The 20,156-nt window shown below is 40.6% G+C and carries 13 protein-coding genes; all 13 read right to left on the reverse strand.

Features of this window, described 5'->3' with window-relative positions:
- Window positions 1-4: 4 nt before the first annotated feature.
- Entirely contained in the window at window positions 5-1,048 is a 1,044-nt protein-coding gene (locus FHW89_RS02645; protein WP_172333444.1) for a DUF4157 domain-containing protein, read from the reverse strand.
- A 58-nt stretch (window positions 1,049-1,106) separates the two neighbouring features.
- Complete coding sequence (locus tag FHW89_RS02650; protein WP_216650452.1) at window positions 1,107-3,338, reverse strand: DUF4157 domain-containing protein; 2,232 nt, start codon at window positions 3,336-3,338, stop codon at window positions 1,107-1,109.
- Between the two features lie 10 nt (window positions 3,339-3,348).
- Window positions 3,349-5,289 (reverse strand): contractile injection system tape measure protein, encoded by a 1,941-nt coding sequence (locus FHW89_RS02655; RefSeq protein WP_172333446.1) that lies wholly within the window; start codon window positions 5,287-5,289, stop codon window positions 3,349-3,351.
- A gap of 10 nt (window positions 5,290-5,299) precedes the next feature.
- On the reverse strand, window positions 5,300-8,692 hold the full coding sequence (locus FHW89_RS02660; RefSeq protein WP_172333447.1) for a hypothetical protein: 3,393 nt from the start codon (window positions 8,690-8,692) through the stop codon (window positions 5,300-5,302).
- Window positions 8,693-8,695: 3 nt separating this feature from the next.
- Window positions 8,696-11,755, reverse strand: coding sequence for a hypothetical protein (locus FHW89_RS02665; RefSeq protein WP_172333448.1), 3,060 nt, complete (start codon window positions 11,753-11,755; stop codon window positions 8,696-8,698).
- Window positions 11,748-15,617 carry a baseplate J/gp47 family protein gene (locus FHW89_RS02670; RefSeq protein ID WP_172333449.1) on the reverse strand — a complete coding sequence of 1,290 codons (3,870 nt, stop codon included), beginning with the start codon at window positions 15,615-15,617 and terminating at the stop codon, window positions 11,748-11,750. The genes FHW89_RS02665 and FHW89_RS02670 overlap by 8 nt, the downstream gene beginning before the upstream one ends.
- The gene (locus FHW89_RS02675) at window positions 15,617-16,024 is read right to left on the reverse strand and encodes a GPW/gp25 family protein (RefSeq protein WP_172333450.1); all 408 of its coding nucleotides are present in this window, start codon (window positions 16,022-16,024) and stop codon (window positions 15,617-15,619) included. Before FHW89_RS02675 ends, FHW89_RS02670 begins: the two co-directional genes overlap by 1 nt.
- A 1-nt stretch (window position 16,025) precedes the next feature.
- Complete coding sequence (locus tag FHW89_RS02680; protein ID WP_172333451.1) at window positions 16,026-16,316, reverse strand: PAAR domain-containing protein; 291 nt, start codon at window positions 16,314-16,316, stop codon at window positions 16,026-16,028.
- Between the two features lie 129 nt (window positions 16,317-16,445).
- Window positions 16,446-18,242 (reverse strand): type VI secretion system tip protein VgrG, encoded by a 1,797-nt coding sequence (vgrG, locus tag FHW89_RS02685; RefSeq protein ID WP_172333452.1) that lies wholly within the window; start codon window positions 18,240-18,242, stop codon window positions 16,446-16,448.
- A gap of 3 nt (window positions 18,243-18,245) precedes the next feature.
- Complete coding sequence (locus tag FHW89_RS02690; RefSeq protein ID WP_172333453.1) at window positions 18,246-18,965, reverse strand: LysM peptidoglycan-binding domain-containing protein; 720 nt, start codon at window positions 18,963-18,965, stop codon at window positions 18,246-18,248.
- Entirely contained in the window at window positions 18,962-19,129 is a 168-nt protein-coding gene (locus FHW89_RS02695) for a DUF5908 family protein (protein ID WP_172333454.1), read from the reverse strand. The genes FHW89_RS02690 and FHW89_RS02695 overlap by 4 nt, the downstream gene beginning before the upstream one ends.
- Window positions 19,130-19,168: 39 nt before the next feature.
- Entirely contained in the window at window positions 19,169-19,693 is a 525-nt protein-coding gene (locus FHW89_RS02700) for a phage tail protein (RefSeq protein WP_172333455.1), read from the reverse strand.
- A gap of 2 nt (window positions 19,694-19,695) precedes the next feature.
- Window positions 19,696-20,127 (reverse strand): phage tail protein, encoded by a 432-nt coding sequence (locus FHW89_RS02705; RefSeq protein ID WP_172333456.1) that lies wholly within the window; start codon window positions 20,125-20,127, stop codon window positions 19,696-19,698.
- Between the last annotated feature and the right edge of the window lie 29 nt (window positions 20,128-20,156).

Genomic DNA, 20,156 nt, shown 5'->3' on the forward strand with positions numbered 1-20,156 from the left:
AATTTTATTCTGGTTTATATAAGCCTTTTTGGGGATTCCAAAATGATGCTTTTGGTGCAGTCAGGTCCAATTTAGCTGCTTGATTTTGACATGCCTCGGAACAGTCTGCATATTCATCTTTAGCTAAACTCCTGCCCAGCTCCTGATTGTTTACGTCCTGGGTATAACTATCGTGGGGCTCGCTGTCAAGATATTGCCTATAAAACTCCCGGCCCCGGCCGGCCAAGTACGCTGCGGTTCCTCCACATCTTTTTTTTGCGCAGCATGCCGCATAACAATGCCCATAGGCATCCCAAACATTGTTCGGGACGTCGGCCTTGGTTTGCTCATAGTACCACTCACTGAAATCGTCTGAGGCTCTTTTCATTAAAGGCTTGCATGGTTGTAAACAATTATATTTCCAATAAGCATATGCCCCTCCCATAACTGCAGTACCCAGAGCAACTGGAAGCCATGGGAAGGTTTTAACTTCTGCTCCTTGTCCTTGCTGCACTACGTGCGTTAACTCGTGGGCTATTAGCTTTTTACCGCTGTTGCTTTCCGGAGCGTATTGCCCGGTATTGAAAACGATGTTATTGCCTGTAGTATAAGCTAATGCATTAATGGATTGTGTCGATTTTTCTGCTTCTAAGCCAGTATGGATACGTACATTGGAAAAATCCCGCCCAAAACGGGGTTCAAAAAACTGGCGGCTGGCTTGGGATAGAGCTTGCCCGGATGATCCAAGAGTGCCTACATAATTGTCTAACTCATATCCCCCCTGCACATTGGAGTCTGAGCTTTCCTTGCGATGCAATTTTCCCTCCTCTTCGCAATGTTGGCATTGACGTTGGATACTATCCCCAACCGGTTTAAAAAAAACATTTTGGTTATGATTGGGTATTGCCATAGGCATCACCTTATCTGCCATTGCATCGGCCTCTTGTTCATAAACATCATTTGGCTGATTTATGGTAAGCTTGGGTTGAAAAAAGAATGAAGCAGCCTTGGATGTGATATGATGCGAATTGCTTTTTACTGGTTCAGTGTTTTGTTTCTCTTTTGACATATAAACCTATTCTGATAATTCCTGTTTATTGAAAAATTCAATTATTAATTGTAATCCTTTAAAAATAGGGTACTCCATATAGATTATAAATACTTCTTGTCATGCTGCTTTCCACTTCGGCTGCTTGTTGGATCACAGAATCTACAATTGGTGTAGCTACATGTTCTCCAACCTCGTGGCCAACGGTGTGCCCTACAGCTCCGCCAATAGCTCCAAATAATAATCCACCAAGAAATCCGCCAACTACACAAACTGCATCAACAGGACCTGTAGGTGCGCATAAAATTGCACCAGCTGCCGCTCCGCCAAGGGCCGAGCCTAAAATGCCTCCAGTCCATGAACCTGCTTCTTCTGTAATTACTGTTGTGGTGTGACCTGTGCCTACTGATGAAGCTATTCTATCAGTTGTTTGATAAATGCCGTATACCAGCATTATTCCGCCAGCACCTCTTATTACAAACATTCCGGCTGACCCGCCTGGAGTTACCCGGATACGAAGTCGTTGTGCTCCGGGAGGCAATGGCCCATCACGCATCGCCTCGGTCATTAGCCTGCCGCGCCCTGCAAATGCGGGGTCAACAGCCCCATCCGGACCGGTTCCGCTCATTACATCTACTCCGCTTGGAGTGGCTGGTCTTCCGCCAATGGCGGCCTCAACTTCGGCTCTGGGTACCGTAATGCAATTATTTGTACACATTGGAGCCCGTCCCCGTGATAATAATTCTGCATTGAGATTGCCCTCAGTAGGACCGACCGGACCTAATATGGGATCCGCAGCCCCTGTTGCACGTGGCGGACTGTAGGTATAAGTCCCCCCATATTCGGTACTTCTTAAACGTTCGGCAAATGCCAGGCCCTGTTCCGGTGTTTGAGGCGTAAAAATATAATATTGATCGCCGGCCATCATCGGGAACCAGGCATCATTTGCAAAACTACCGGGTACGCCCTCGTGAAGTCTGACTGTAAAGTTATGGCCAACTATTGGCGCATATTCGCCCATATAATACCCGAGGTTTCCCCTATATCCCCTTATTGTTGGTGTTGAAAACAGGCCTTCCGGGTTTGACCACACTGAGGTATGGCTGCCACCCCATAATATACCGGTGGTATTTCTGGGAATGAAAGACCATGGAGTTGGCGAAAAATGACTTGCCCCTGCTAATGCCGGTCCTGCAACAGAAGATATTAAATTACCTAACGGCACCATCATCCCTTCTGGTACGCTATCAATTGATCTACCCGTCATCTGGGTAAACTGTTCCGGAGTTAGCCTGCTTGCATTGAAATGTATATTTGTGCCATCACCCGAAGCTGATGGTGTATGCGTGCAATTGATGGCAACCGATGTTTGCCCGGCAAAGAATGTATTAGGGCTTGGCTGGCCAGGGCCTATGGCATAACTGAAATCAAACTGTGTACCTGGCCCAACAGTCCCCAGGTCAAAATCTACCCTGGCGGGTGATAGCCTTACCGTTGCATTGTATTGACCATCTGTTACGTTACAATGATCAAGATTATAAGAGGTAATGGCTCCATCATGAGAGAATTTGATTTGATTATCGCCGCAATTTACTTCTACATTATCTACCGTTCTTTGTATCATTCGCGAAACATTGTTTCCCCCTTGTTGTATGGTGTGGGTGAGCTCATGAGCTATTAATCTTTTACCATTTTCGCTTTCGGGCGAATACTGACCGCTGTTAAAAACAATATTATTACCTGTAGTATAGGCCAGCGCGTTAATGGCTTGCGCGGATTTTGCGGCTACAGAATCGGTATGAATACGCACATTTGAAAAATCATGACCAAAACGGGGTTCGAAAAAGTTACGACTGCTTTCTGATAGAGACTGCCCGGATGAGCCAAGGGATGCTACATAACTGTCCAATTCGATACCTCCATTTACGGTTGCACCGGAGCTTTCTTTACGATGAACCTCCTCTTCACAATGCTGACATTTACGCTGAAGGGTTGTTAATGCTGGTTTAAAATCACTGATTACATCTAAACCGGTATCAGGGCCTTCTTTACGCTGAAGTTTTTCTTCTTCTTCGCAATGCTGACATTTACGCTGAACAGTTGTTGGAGCGGGTTTAAAAAACGAAGACTCATTTGATGAAGGGACGCTCATACGCATAACCTGATCAGCCATAAGGTCTGCTTCCTGCTCATAGCTGTCACCAGGCTCATTTACCTGTAATTTAGGCTGTACCAAATGCCCGGGAAAAAAAGGAGCATTGTTTTTTGCCTTTGTAGTATTTTCGGGTTGTGATTGCTTATTTGCTAACATTACTTCTATTTTAATACCAATCCACATTTAATATTTCCTGCATCCATGGTAGGCGTATGGTTGAATACCCCCACGGTAATTTACCTAATAATACATCAATAGTTTTCTGCTCAACTGTTAATAGCCACCCATTTTCTTTTTTTGTTAGTTTTCCATCCCGTTCAAAAAAGGCGCTTCGCAAGCCTTTAACCGATGTGTTTTTTAGCGGTGACCAATGGTGTATAATAGCCTCTAATAAGTTTTTTGATTCTGTTTTTTCTTTTTTCGTTAAGATCAGAGTTGCTGGCAGGGTTTCCTCCAAGGGATAACCGCATAAAATTTTAGAAAGCGTTAAATCAAACTCGGCAACTTTGGTTTTTCCTGTGGCCAGATAATAAAGTAATAACACCGCCCGCTGATGAGCCGTATCATCTTTAAATCTTCCATCCACTAATAAGTCCAGATCATTAAAATAAGGCGATAAAAAATAATGAAGGATCACAATTCCACTACCTTTTATGTATAACGTTTCTGATTCTTGAATACCTGTAAACCTTCTACTCTGCGGCAGCGGCCGTTTTGTATTATCTCCCTGTTTCTTTTTCTCAGATATTTCTTGCTCAGTCTCGAATTTTTTTGGTTCGTTTAATGATATACTATCTTGATTATCAGTAAGCGTGATTTTCTGTTTTTCCAGTTCTTTTGCTGCCGTTATCCCTTTTTGTTGTTTTAATTGCTCTTCATCCTGGTAATTGGAATGATTAATCTTGTTGTTTTCCTGTTCTTCTTTGGTTTTTTCATCCCCCGTATTGTTTTGCCGGATATCTTGAGTTCCCTTTTTTATATTGATTTTTTTCGGGTCATTTGTAGAATCAAAGCGTTCATCGGTTTGGGTTTCATATGCTTTTTGATTTTTATTACTGCCTACGTGATCCGTGTTTTCAACGTGGCTTGTTTTACTCAGGTCTGTTTGCTTGCTGATACTTATATCTTCAGTATTCTTATGCGCATTGTTGGCTTCGGTTTCTTTAAGCTTATCTATAAATGCAGGATCTTCTGTATTATTTCTCAAGTTGTCCCTTGATATTAAGAGCGACTTAAGATCCAGAAGTCCCTTCTTGACAATATCTGTTTTAAGCGTCTCTTTTGATTTACTCTCTGATAATGATGTTATTATGCTATGAATTGAGATTTTAAAGTGATTTGTGAGCAAATCTAATGACCGTAATATCAGTTCACGATCATTGATAACAGATAAAGTCGTGCCATTCCCTGAAATTACAGGGCTTAACAAAGCCTTAAAAATACAAATCCATATTTCCTTGCGATTTGGTGAGCTTTTGTTTGTATAACCAACTATGAAACTTACCAGATCTTTGTAAATAAGAGTCCAGGATTCGGTTTTTAATGAGGTAATAATTGATAATAATTTCTCCAGAAAGCTGTTATCAAATTGCGAAACCAGCCTTTGGAGTATAACTGGGTTATCTACATGTTTATCACGGAACCAGTCAAAAAAGTATAAGGCTGTTTTTTCAGAATCCGAAAAAATAGCTATGATCTCGTTACTCCACGCAGCCATATTTTCAACCGGGCTATACCAGGGCAAATAACCATTCTCCAGAAAATAAATGAACGCTTTTGCTAATGATTGTTCAGGCTTTAATATTTGTTCGCTATGCTCATCTGCCAAATCATTTTTTATAGCTGGGATGCTTTTTCTGAGTTTTTCGATAAAGTGCTTTTTAAACTCTTGTTCAAAATTGTGTGCTTCAATATTACCTAAATCCAAAAGCAATGAATCGATACGTATAATATCAGTTGTTGGAAATAGTTCATCAAAGATGGCCTCCATACTAGCAGATAGTTCATTACGCAGCAAGTCACTCACTCGATTTTGAAAAGCGAGAGCCTCTTCCCGTTTGGGAATATTTAAAGTTACTTGCTGCCTATGAACTATATGTGATGCCATGATTTATTACTTATTGATCTTTCTTCTTTCTGGTAAAAAGTTTTTCTATTGCCCCTGGTTTTTTAAGCGATGCCGGCGGACCGTCTGAAATAGCAGGGCTGAAGCCTGTTGAGGTAATCTCCAGCTGCATTGATGTTGTTGACGAATGACAAGTCCCGTTTGATATTGTTAACGAAACAGTAACAGTTGAGGCTTTAACATTTACTACACTACTATCACCTGATATTCGAATAACCCCATCGGTAGTCATTGCGCCTTTCGATATATTATCTCCAAATACTTCCCAATCATAGGTAAATCTGGTATCTCTGATGACAGGGGTAAATGTTGCTGATACAATACCTGACCTTGCGGCAGCTACGGCCGCAGTTTTAATGCCACCAGACCAATCATTTATAAAACTGAAACCACTATTACCAGGTACAGAAAGGACTGTAATGTTAAATGGTGCAGAACTTACATTATTTACGGTGTAAATTAACCTGTACGTTCCAGCTTTAGCGATGGCAGGTGTAAAAGTTTGCTTGGCTGAATCAAGACCTGGTACTGCATTAAAAGTACCGCCTGGTATTGATACCGCAATTTGTGCGGGATTAAAATCATTATCACAGAAAGTGGTACCACTCATCGAAATAACCGGTGCGGGCGGTGGTGGGGGCGTAATTTCTGCCGTAGTGCGTTCTATCGGCGAACCTATATAAGGAATATAGAAATCGGCAATAATAAGTCTATTATTGATATCATAGCTTGGCTCCTCTTCAACAGCAGATCTCCCGGCTAAAATATCGATCAGCCTCATCTTTTCAGTATCAGATACACCCTTACTATCGGTTACCATTTTTTTGACAAGGTTTAGCGTGTTTTCATCAAGATTTGGGGATGCTTTTTGTCCATCTGCTGAAGTGGTTTCGGTACTTGCCGATTGCTCTTTCACTGATGTTATATTAGCAGCTTTAGAAAGAGGGGTACTTACGTTTCTTTTCAAAGTTGGGATATAGTTTTTGTAAACTAATACCAGAGTGCCGCCTTTGGGTACTCCTCCTTTATGTTCGAGCCCCGGGTTGTTTTTGTAGAATTCTAAAAATGTATGTTTATCGGTGTAACGGGAGTATCTATCGTTAACTTCATTACTTAATGAATACAATAATTCGTCAAGAGCAGCATTTAATACTCTTTCAAAATCTACAATTAAAATATCCAATCCATAAGTTTGAATTGATGATATTATAGAGGCATCCCGTGGAATCTGAGTTCTTGCCACCGGGCCTTTCAGGGTAGCTATAACCTTATTGATGGAATCCTGATAATTGTTAAACGCATCATATTGGTCGTTTAAATTGACATTAGTGATAGATGGGGTATTCATCAAGTATACCATCACCGTTTCGATTGCGTCAATAAAATTAAAAAAGTAGAAATAAAGTTCGTCTAGACTACCTGGTTGAGAGCTCGTAACGGGATTGGTGAAAACTCCGGTGTCACTTAATGCATTAAGATAAGCACTTGCAATTGTGTTAGGCAATACCGCACAATTGTTGCGCATAAAGGTGCCCTTTGGATAGATATAAGGGGTGTTTGAGGGGCTCACTGATTCAATCCCACGAATTAGGTTACTTTTAACATCTGAAGCTCTCCTGATAGGATTATTTGTTTCTATGTTTAATTTACCGGGAATATTGGTTCCTGTACTTTTAGAGGTATAAGGTAAGTTTGCAACAAAAATAAATGGAGTTAGTACCTTAACCGTGGCTTCTGTTGTTATCAGGTTATAGTCAGTTTCCAAATCCCGAATTTCAGCATCAGGTAAAGTTACATCCGAGAAATTAAACTGTTCAACCCCAACTGTTACTACATCAAATGGCAAATTATAGGTTAAACGCTGAATAAGAATATTTGACAGAACATCCTGATAGTTTTGGCCAATATGCCCTTCAACTCTGAAAAAATTGTACTTTTCAATATCATACAAAAGCGGTTGAGCCACTTCCGTACTGGTGTTATATAAACCTGAATTATAGCCCAGGTTTAACGTGGCTTTGCCGCTGTTGGTTTTGGCGTAATTCCATGATTTATACAACTCTGCACCGCTTTCATTTACCGAGTAGTAATATGGGATGGCACGTTCCGAAAGCGGAAAATGCATATATTGGCTTGGTGTGATCTTTATCGTAAATTTATCTGACTGGGTTGTGTCCGGAATAACAAAATCTTTGATCATCAGTACCATCCGGCTAAATAAGAGAAGTACCTCGGCGGATTCGACCCCCATTTTTGAAAATAATGGCGAATAAATAAAGTAATTACGGTAACTATCCTTTATATAATCATTAGTAGCCAGTGATGCATCGCCTAAAATAAGGTGCAATGGAAATAAGTTCTCATCCGGGCTTCCGGTAGCGATGATGTGGGATACCTTAGCAGTGAACTCATCATAGGCTTTGATCAGGTCATCAATAAAATCGTAGAAATATTCAATCGCGAGCGGATTTTGTTTTAATAACTGGTCAAGATAATTTTTCAATACGGCCAGCATATCAGAAAAAGGATTTGACGTAATGTTCAGAATGGCCCCGTATTGCTGATAGCAGGAATTATAGGCATCAGTTAACTGGCTTAATGTGGTATCATCAACTAAATTAACAAAGGCATTCAATACATCATCTGTTGTTTCCAGATCAGTATAGGGGACATTAAACCTTTTTAGCTGCACCTTGGAGTTTAAGCTTAGCTGAAATGCTTTAGATGGAATATTTAACCTGGGAGATATAGGTGATATTTTATTTATAGTACCTATCCTATCAATATTACTTACCTTATTGGCATTATTATATAGGTCATTTTTAGCAACAAGTAATGGTCTTACCTGTAAAACCATTTTTTCGCCTTTGTTATTGCAATCCTGTGTGTCGCAGTTTTTAAGGTCTGTTTCCTTGATCTCTAAAAACAAGGCGATCACATAATCATTTAAAAAGTTAGCCGCTGCGGAAGAAAGTGTCTTGGCGTTGAGTTGTTGAGCACTTTCCAACGCGTTAAACTGATCATCAGTCAGTAATAACCATACACTCTTATTGGTGCAAAAAGGCTTGAAAAAAGGCAGATTGCCATTATTATAAGTAAATGGCAGATCAACAGGTACATCAACAGCTGTATACGGCATATAGTAGGTATACTGATTGGTATTCTGTGTGATCAGATATCCTTGCGAAGTAACTCCACAGCCTTTAGTAATTTCAATAATCCCTGGATTAAGTACTATATCCAGCCCGCAAACAATACCAATACCTATTAGCTTGTTACGTGTCCAGCGGTTTTGCTGATCGAGGTAGTTAAAAGTTTCATTGAGATGATCGTTAGTAAGTACCTGATCTGGTTCAAACACGATGTATTCTATTGGATTTGCCATATATCAATTTTTTAAAGATCCTAAAATGGTTTTGCCCAGCATTACCGGGTTGGTGTCCTTACTTTCGGCACAATCGTGCAAAGTGGCTACCGGGTATTCACTATGTAGATTAAACAGCAGTTGTATCAGGGTATCATTAGCTTGCTGCAGATCATCTATTTTGGTATTATCAGATGAGTAATTTGCTAAGGCCGTTATCCATGCCCTATAGGCGTTTTCAAAATCATAGATCGACTGGTCATTTATCCAGCAGATTTTCACCATGGTGTGCGCGGGTGTTTCCTGACGTATAATATCCTCAAAATAGTTTCGGAAGGCTAAATTTCTAAAATGCAAAGGCCAATAAGGCAGTACTATTGACATTTTGAAGGAGTAGGGATCCTGCTCGCCGCAAAAATCACAATTCTGGTCAAGGCACACCGGTGCAAACTTAAATTGATCATTTCGTGGTCTTAAAAGTAAATGTTCAATCAGGTGAAGTCCATCGGCGTCACATTCATTATTAAACTCTGTTACAAATTGATCCAATGCTGTGTTTGCATCTGCCAGAGATGGAAAATTATTGCTTATAGCAAGATTTTTATCCTCGTTATCAATTACGTAAATATTCCAGTTGCTGCCCGTCTGCTTAATACCATAGTGCTCATTGGTTAAAACAACATCCATAAATGCAGGTAAAGCACTGTTTAATTCCTCTTGTGTGTCATAAACAGCCACAGATGTTAGCGTACCTCCGTTTTGATTGCTGAATACAAATTGGTATTTGACAGGTGTATCATTAGTAGTAATAATCGTGACATTACCGATACAATACAGGAATCTACGGTAAATGTTATTGATTCCACCCAGGTGACACAGTTTCTTTTCCAAACCTGATACATTATCCGTATCCCACAATTTACTGGTATTGACAGAAAAGTTTGGATGTGGCGGGAAGTAGTTTTGTGGAAAATAATTGAATGCCCTACCCCTTTGATAACCAATAACCGGGTAATCCTTTAAAAACGAGATTTTACTATCGATGATATCTGCAGGTGTTAAATTGGACTCTTTTTGGGTGGCATAATCAAGCGAGTAATTCAGCAAGACGTAATCATTAAATGATTCGCCAAAACGACTCATCAGGTGATCGAGGAAGCGACTTCGCCTGTCGGTAAAAACTTCATTTGATTCGTATAAACCTTGCCAGTCGTTTGCCGGTTCAGCAGTCGAATCCTGGTTTTGCATTACCCTTTGATTAATCGTATGGGTTGCTCCGTCCTGTTTATAAACTGATTGAATGTTTTTGATATCACCCAAAAACTGTGCGTAATAAGTTTGTACGATATTCTCTGTAGAAAATAATTCCTTTGCACCGCTTAATTGTGAAAAGAAATCGGCCAATAACTGATCAAATAGTAATAGATAGGCTTGTAATTGTTTTGCCTGTGCTTTTCTTTGATCACTTTCATTTGTTGAAAGTCCTGCCGAACCCACGCCGTAAGTTTGAGGTAAAAGATATTCAACAGAAGTATAATTATCCAGCGGATAATAATTACCTGCAGGAACGGCCAGGTCATCAGTATGTCCTGAAAGCTTATTCCGGGCTTTTACGGCACGTAACCACTTGAGTGTGTCGCGCACCTCTGTTAAAGATGGCAAATACGGGAATTGGTTTTTATAGAAAAGAAGTTTTGATTTTGTTTCAGAAAATACCGGCTTACAGCCCGTAGTTATGGGCATGCACCAGTTTTTTCCGCTTAAACCATCAACCGGCTTATCATCAGCTCCATATTTTGTCATCATAAAATTTCGGGCTCCCAATACCCCATCGATATCCATGATCATACTGATGATATCCGAAGCATATATTTCCCCACGTAATTGAGTTTGCTCCAGCTCTGCGGTATCGATAAATCCATGTTGCAACACGGGGCCTTCAAATATGGCATCGGTAGTATAGCCCTTATCTTGTAATTCACTTAACAGGTAAAAATTCACTGAGGGGTTAAGATATTCTTCGATGGCATAGAACACTTGGGCTTGTATCTGCTCCATATCAGCAGATGGCAAAACCTCTATATCACAGCAAATGGCTATTTCTTCATCTTTTATAGTGGTAACGCTTACGAAGTCTTCACACAGGTTTCTGTTTTCATTTAAGGTACGGATGGCTGTTTGAACAATGCTTTTGGCCTGTTGAATTTTTAGCAGGTATAAGTTAAGTACCTGTGCGGTAAAATCAGCGCTAAAAAAAGCCTGGATATCACTTTCCTGTACAATTTGGCCGGAAGGTTGCAGATCGACATCAACTATACCTGCTATGACAGCCGAAGAGGTTGATCCTTCAATAGTATAATTAAAATCAATTTGAATGATAAGACTACTACCTGTTGTAAAACTGGCAACAGCGCCAGAAACAGATGCAGGATCGATGGTTAATAATGTAGCCACAGTTGGATTATCCCATACAGGGAAAATAATAGTAAGACCAACATCACCTCCTTTAAATTTGCCGCTTGCTGGGTTTAAAACCTGCAACGCCCCGTTGTTCATGTCGCCAAATTGCTGATCAGCGTCGAGGTCAAGCAATACTTTATATAGGCCTGATAAATAAACCGGATGTGGTGTTTCCTTATATGACAAAGCATCCAATTTGCAATCAGCATAAAGTGTTATTTCGCCGGCCGGAATGTTTTTATCATTATTAACATAGTAGTCGGCGTATAAAAACCAGGCATTATGTACTCCTACTATATCTATTAATAATTTACGGTAATCATTTACATTAAGTGGCGATTGCGTAAGTATATTTTTGGCGGTATATAAAGTTTGTGAAGATGCTATTTGGCCATCCGCGTCGGTAAGCAGATCTTCCATAGGCATGCCCGTTCTGTAGCCTAATTCAGTTATGGCATAACAGAGAGCTTCTAAAATAGTGATTCCCGGGTCATGCTCGTTATAATCTGTCCAGATCCTACCGCTCAGTTTTTCAATATAACTCAAGCCGGCCTCTCTCAGAAAAGCATAATTTTGATCGGCGGTTAAGCCTGGATCCTTGCTGATTACTTTTTGCTTATCCATTACAATCACAATTAGCTGGTGAATTAATTAAATGTTTTACCTTGGTTTCTTCATTATAATATGATACCAAAATAGATCTGGAAGTACTTGCTATCGCCTCGTCTATATCATATTGTGCTTCTATTACCACCTGTCCCTGGCGAAGTATAATGTGATTCATCTTAAAACAGGTAACAAAGTCTACATAAGGTCTTTCTTCAATAAAATTGAGCACTACTGATTTTTCAATACTATTGCCAAATTGGATGGCTTGCGGATCGCCAAAAGCCCATGGAGTTAAAAATTGCTCAATTTCATTGTTTAACTGATTGGAGAAATAAACAGGGTCAATACCATCACGAAAGGTGACACTAAACTCAAACTGTACTTCTTCAAACGATGGGTTACTGAGGTGTAGTTTTACAAATGGTGATGTGAGCGTTTTAATATATTTCTCGATTTCGGTTAACAGACCTATACTGGTATATGGCCTAAGTGGGTTGGCATTGTTCAAATGTGTAAGATCTGGGATAGTTATTATTGTAACATGTCCTGCCAGCGTCTCACTGTATTTTTGCTGATTGGTGTTCACATCAAGGAGAAATCCGGTATGGTCAATACATTTTACCTTAAAAACCTGCGGGAAGTATTGTAATATCAAACGCTCATAATCCCAGGTTGTGATAGCTCTGTTTTTATGGCGCAGGCGCTCGCTTACCCTTTGATAAAACTGATCATCAGTTTCCTGCACGCGACCTCCAAATGAGGTATAGGGTTGTTGCGTTTTCTTTAATGCAGCGTCGGATATTGCTGGTTTACTAATTGTGTTTGGTGGCAGTATCTGGGTAAATACAATGTTATTCGTAATATCCTGAATAAATTGAGCTTTTGCCGCATTTACACCAACCGCAATTAAATTACAAATGGCATCTGTATCGTGCTGTACGCCAGCTTTTATCCAGATTAGTCCATTATCGGCACGAGTATTTATAAGAGTAGCATCTGCTGGAATATTAAACGTAACTAAACCGGAGCTGGTTAAATTATTGGTTTGGTCAGTAACCGATTGTTTATTAAATAGCAGCCAGTTGTTATTGCTCAGGTAGTACCAGTTTACCAGGGTCATGTTTTTTAATGGATTGGCACTCCCGTCTGATACTTGAAACAGAACAGAGAAAACTTCGTCGGCTTTTGCATTATTTAAGCCTATCCATAACTCGCCGCCATCATCTGTAGGTATTCCATCCTCAACATTAAACACCGGTAATAAAGTGAGTGCATCTGCAGTAATAGCCGGGTGCATTTCACGGAAGCCAAAGGGCTCCATATGATAAAAGAAATTACTGCGGGTAGTAAAACTGGTATTGCTGAAAACAATACTATCTGTAGCGGTATATTTTACATTTATTGATTTTAAAACCGGATGAGCTGGAACCGGGGGAGTGACTTTATCAACGGTATAACCAACAACTTTATTTGGATCCGTAGTATCATAAACCACTTTAACAGATGGCGGAGGAATATGGGCTAGATATGTAGCCATGCTGTAATCATTCCCTATCATTTCCAATTTCAGGTAACCATCAACAGAGGTTATATTATAATCCTCATTGGGTGCAAAATCTCCGGGTGATTGTGCTACGCGTTCTAAACCTGTAATATCAATCTCTTTGGGGCCTGCAGCCACATTGATATTTACCGGGCTGGTTGTTATTATATTTGGAAGGTCATTTTTGATAGTATTATTAGTTCGGTCAAGAGACAGGCCCCGGTTTATTATATTTTTAACATTAAATGGCTGATCATCCTGAGCCAAATTATTCACGTTCAAAGCAAGTGCATTATTTGCCTCAAATGATAAGCCTTGATTTATTACGGAAGTAATATTGGCTGTTAACGTGTTACGTGCATTAAAATCATTAAATACTACCGGACTTAGTATTCTTTGTTGCACATCGGTGATAACAATGCTTGATGCATATAAGCTTGTTCCATTAGAAATAGCTGTCCAACTACCTTTGGTTAATGAAGATAAATTTACCGTTGTAGCAGACAATGGCGCTTCCTGCCAATCAAAATCTATAGCTAATTTGGTGAGTTGTTTTTGAAATATTTCCTTACTGCCTATGATAAACGAGGCTCCGTTTTCTGGAAAATCGCCAAATGGCTTAAATGGTTTGGCTGGATTTATTTTGCCATCATCATTTTGCAGTATTAAATTTTTAATGGCATCAACAACTACCGATATGGTTACCTGATTTATCCGCGGGGTTTTTATTTTTTGGTATGAGGAGTAGCTATTAAGCATTACCTGGGCTATGGGAAGTGTGCTATCAAAATTCCCTCCGTGTATTTTTGGTGAATAAGAAACAATAGCAGGCGCATCGCCTTCCAAAACTACAGTTAAAGAGAATGTTGTATTGTTTATTACTGAAGCTGTATACACGGGTACTGTATACCAGTCCTTTTTACTGGTTAATTGGATATTGAATATCCCGGAAAGATCGGCAGATGTAATACCGGCTAAACTATCACATGTGAACGTTAATGTTATAGTACGTTTGCCTTCATTTAAATATAATACGTTTGATGCTACAGCAAAGCCAATAGAGGCTTGCTGAATATTTTGGGGATTGCCAAACGGGAACCAGGAATTGTCTGCACTTAGTAACTTAGCTCCCTGACCGTCTTCTGAATTAGCTGTAGGCGAAGCATATAAAGTTACAGGACTATCATCTTTATTTAAATAGATGGATTTTAGTGCCTGAACATTTGCTGTTTGAACTACAATATCATCTGTAAGCGAATAGAATAAATCTTTATTGTTGGCGTCCTTGCCGGCTTTAAATGAAGTGCCCTTAGGCAATAAGTGCTGATCTGTGTTTTTTTGCAGTTCAAAAACCAGGTGCACAAAATCTGCTTCGGCTACATTATTACTTAATTGCAAAACCTGTTTATAGTAAAAATCAAGATGCTTTTTAGTATACTGATTTAAATGTTGTTGAGCAAAGCCAAATAGTTTTATAAAGGCCAAGTAAAGTGCATAATGAGGTGCATGAGTCGGATAATTATCCAATGCTTCAGATAAGTAAGCCGGGGTGCGGCTCACTATATTTACAATACCCGAAATGAATGATTGTAAGGCCCCAGTAAATAGGTTATGTGTAAGAATATGATTAATGTCCTCCTGAACGGTGCCTGTTAGTGTGATAGGGAATGCCGTAACCGGGGGCGAAACGGTGAAAATACTTTCCAGACGTTTTTGTGAAGAGACAGCATAAACACCCTCTAATGGAAGAAAAGTGAAGTTTTGCGAATAAACGATGTCATCAACAGGAGTTAAGGCCTCTGTATATGTTGAAGCTGGGTCTATAAGAGAACCAGTTACAAAGCTTCCATAATATTGATAAAGTATGCTTAAAGGGGCTGCTACTTTTGAAACTATAGAAACTGATAAAAAAGTTTTATAACTCAGATCATCAGCTAAATGTTTATAAGCATCGTCAAGCGCTGCTGTTATTGAAAAAATAAAATCAAAAAGAATTTTAAAATTATTCTTTGCATCGGCGTCACTTGTCGCGTTAGCTATAGTATTATTTAAGTATTTGATAAATGATGCATAATCGTTTATTCTCCATTCGGCAATTGCGGCTATTACTACTGCAATATCTTTACCCATGAGTTGTTGCCAATCACCATTGATCGTATTGGTATTGTCGTAATAGTTTAACCAGGCGCTATATTTTTTCGTAAGCAGGATAAGATCTGCATCTGAACGCTCATCAACGAGCGCGCATTTAGCCAAAAGGGCATCCAACGCACGCTGAGCCTGGCTGGTGCCGTTATAGGATAAGAGTTTGGTATCGAAACAATTATTTGCCATCAGTGTATTTCTGTTCCTTCGTTTTTATAGTAAGGATATACAAAATTGAACCTTGAATTTGTGGTGCGAACAGTGTAATTAAGGATGATCAGGATCACTCCTTCTGTTTCGCGGCTGTCATCAACCTGTATCGAAGCCAGATCAATCCGAGGCTCATAGTAAAGTATAGCCGTTTTGATCATCTCGCGGATATAGGTTTTAAAAGTGGTGGTCATGGGTTCAAAAAGCATCTCGTCCAGATTACAGCCATAATCAGGCACCATCACCCGTTCGCCCTTGCGCGTTGCCAGTAATATTTGCAGACTGAGTTGTATATCAGCCTCATCACTGGTCATGATCACCGAGTTTGCGGTAGTATCAAATGTTGGCGGAAAACTCCACCCTGTTCCTAAAAATGAATCAGCCATGTTAACCTCCTATAATTACTGTTGGACATCCTATTATTATTGAACCGCCATGCGCAGTTGGGTCACCCATACGTGCTGCCGGTTTACCTCCTATCAGTACTGTTGCCGAACCGTTTGCTATTACATCTGGCGGCCCTGCGCAGGTGCACATGTCACCTGCACAGGCCGCAGGAAGTCCGCCTATTAATACAGTAGGGCTCCCCGGTGGTAATATGGGTCCGCCTACATGAGGAACCGGCCCAGTAAACATAGGGCAAACATGCATGTCTGAAATTCTAGCTGCGAGTGGCATATTTTTTATTGGTTAAGTGGTTGATTGAGTTGGATTAGTTTAGATTAAGTGAACGGTTGATTAGGTTATTATTCGTCAACCTATCAAACCACTTAACTCAATCAAGCATTCACTTAATCAACCAAAACATTAATTAATCATTACTACGCCACCCTTTAGGGTAGCTGTACCTGAGCCTTCTACCTTTACTGATGGAGCTGACATGGAAGCACTACCGCTATCGGCCTTAATTGAAGCCCCACCTGCACTCATCTCAAAGCTGGAGGACGGTTTTATAGAAACATTGGTGGCTTCAATGGATAGATCGCCTGTTGCTTTGAGCTTAATATCTGCTCCGCTTTCCAGGTTTATAGCTGATGAATCCATGGTTACTTTGTTGTTATTCTCATCCTCCAATTGTATATAGCCTTCCTTTTCGCTTATGGTTATCTTTTTACCTGCAGGTGTTTCAATTTTTAATGACTTTTCATCGTCGTTAAAGATCATCTTCATGCCGCTGCGTGAGGTGTAGCCTTTTTCGTCGTTCTTATTGGCAGCTTTTAGTGGGGCTGGTTTATTGCTGCTGTTCAGCATACCTAATACCACAGGATGGCGGGGATCATTATTTAAAAAACCTACCACCACCTCATCGCCAATTTCAGGGCGAAAAAAAGTACCGCGATTATTACCAGCATCAAGGCAAGCCACACGTGTCCAGATACCATCCTCGGCAGGATCGATAATGGGTAACCTTACGCGTATCCTATCCTGGGTATCAGGATCGTTTTCCAGATCAGTTACAATTCCTATTTGTAAACCTTGTATGGCCGGCAGCATATCTACCGCAGGTGGAGAATTTACATCCGGCTGGCGAGTAAACAACTCATTGGATAAGCCGAACTGAACATCGGTAGTCCAGCTGCCGTTCACAATTTCATGACGCACCCCAGAAACAAATACTTTTCCGTTAAAGCGGTCGCCCACCCCACCAATATTGACCAGATCGCCTGGATTTAACTGACCGCCATATCCGCGAAACCTTACCCTGCCCCTGCAACGTGACATCCTTGCTTTTTGAAGGCGACCATCCGCTAAACTTTGTAATTCATCAGTCGTAAGATCTTCGCCGGAGTATAGGTCATATTCTGATACACTTAGCACCGCTCCCAAATCGCTGCTTGAAATATTACCATTCTCTTCAAAACCAGGTTCAGCTGCACTTGCGGAAGCTATCTCCTGAGTGGTATAATCCCATGTTTTGGCTGTGAGGCTCTGATATTGATTCCGAGCGTCCAGATCGGCATCAAATTCCAGCATTGTAGCACCAAATAAAGTGTCAAGCACTGTTGCCGAACTGAAATTAGGTTTTTTTGCGGTTATTTTACCATTATCAACCATGCACAGTTTGCCATTAGCTTCCATCCGCGATACCATAAAGTCCCAATCGGTACAATCATATTGAACAATGGATTTTAGTGTTATGCTGGTATCCTCTATGTCGGTATCTAATCCGTAATTGCCTATGATCCCGGTAATAGCGTCGCTGTCTTTAGTATCATAAAAATATTTGTTCTTACGGGCTATAGTCATTTTAATGGCTTTATCACGGCAATCGAGGATCAATACAGGTGAGCCATTTCCTCGTATTTTTAAACTATGTTTCAAGATGATACCTTTAAAAAGAGTGGCCTGTTCAGCATGGTAGCCTACCGCTATTTCAATTTCAGCCCCCGGAACCAAGGTTGGTTCGTTACTTATTGCAAAATCTTGTGCCGAAGCATCACCATCATATATCAGCAACTTAGCTACCGGGATACGGTTTATTTCTTTACTAAAATTCATGGAAGCCACCTGGTAAGATGCACCCAGTAGGGTCCCATTTACCTTAATGGTAAAGGTAACCAGATCGGTATTTTGTGTTCCAGGTAATGTTTGGCTTAGTGACATGGTTTATTTTGCAATTGGTGGAAAAATGATTTTAGTTCCGGCAGTTAATTTTTTGAAATCTGTTAGTCCGTTATATTGTGCTACCTGGTAGTAATACTTGCTGTCTCCGTACTCCTTGTAACACATTAAGGCCAGGGTATCCCCTTCAATTACTGTTCGGATATGCGTCAGATCGGGTGACTGGCGGTTTTCGATAGCCGCCAGTTTGGTTTCATCAATTACTCCCTGGAAAGTGCAATCTGCTTCGGCACGTAACGGTGTGCCATCGGGATTGAACAGTTTAAAAGTTAACGTCATGCGGGTCATCTGACAATTGTAGAGCAGCGGCCCCCATTGCAATTGAACATAACGCGGCTGGTGTGTTGTGCCATCGTAGTCATAAACTACGCTTTTAAATTTTTCAAAATCCTGTACTACATCAGGTTTGTCTGCCGGCAATCCCGGTACGGCTAAGCCTGATAACAAACCCCCACCTCCCCTTTTTATCACACCGGTACCATCAAACAAGAACTTGAAGGTGAGGGATTGTGCAGATCTTTTACTAAAAGAAGTAATACTTTCACTTGAGCCCTGGGCGCTTTTCTGACTTACCTCAGTTCCGTAAGTAAGCGCATATGATTCGGGATTGATCAGTACATCATAGTCCAATCCATCGGCTTTTGTGCTAAAACTGATATCCGTATAGGCAACCAGTTTCATCTTTTTTAATTCACCCAGGCTCATCGGTCAGTTTTTTCTTTTAAAATTTCCAATACCTGTTCAACACATTTGGCAATAATGTCCTCACTATTTGTGGCTCCTGCAGAAGAAGGTGTTGTATTTCCTCCTGTATTCCCGCCTTCGGTGATGGTGGTAACTATTTGCAATTCTCTTATCTCTACTGGCATTGGCTTATTGTTATTAAACTGTTTGTTAAAGCATATTGATTAGCCTACAGAAATACTGGCACTTGCGCTGGCCCCTCCAAACAGATCGGCCACCGCACCGACAGCAGCACCAACTGCTGCCGACAGGTTAAGTGTCTTATAGTATTCATAGCGAAGGGTCATCGACTCAATAACTATCGAATTTGTTTCTGCATTAAATGAAGAAAGACTGTATTTGATCGGTATAGCATTAGCGATATACCATGACGATACGGGCAAATGATCTTCGTTTAAAAGCGATATCAACATGTTGGTAGGTTGATAATTGAAATTCTCGATCGAATCTAGACACCATGCCGTTACCCCTGATACCAGTGTCATCCCCCGTTTCAAAACAAGGTCTGAATACGTGTTACGTCCGGGCAACCGGTGAACAAAACGATTCTCGCCACCCTCCTTATAGGTATCCAAACCCACATCAACAGTTAAGCCTGTAACATCCTGAAAACGGAAATCATTAGGCACTTGCGGAAATATTTCAAATACCACCAGGAAATGGAAGCCGGTAAAAGGGTAATCAAACATGACTATTCGTTTTGCATGGTTAAGCCTTCATGTGCCAGTTCAAGCGTTTCAATAGCAACCTCATTACCATCAGCCTTTAAATCGGTAGAGGTAACTTTGGTAGGCCAGGCATTTTTAACTTTCCATACCACTACAGGTGCTAATGTTTCGTCAAGCAGACTAATGGTGATATCGCGGCGCTCAACGGTATTCATGTTAATGGTATTATGCCAGTTATAAAACTCATTGTCTGATTTAAACACACCTCGTTTAAGCGTGATATTGCTGAATTTGCGTTGCCCTGGCATCTTGATTTTGTGATATTCCGGGCTCGCGCCATCGCGGTATTCAATTACATCGTTGGTTATATCGAGTCCGCTTACGTCAGTGAAGCCGATGCGTGTGCCGCCCCAGTCAACACTAAAATGGAATTTCGGAAGTGGGTAATTAGCCATAATATTTAAGTTTTAGATTGATTGATAAT

This window comes from Mucilaginibacter sp. SG564, from assembly GCF_013149275.1.
Taxonomy (GTDB): Bacteria; Bacteroidota; Bacteroidia; order Sphingobacteriales; family Sphingobacteriaceae; genus Mucilaginibacter.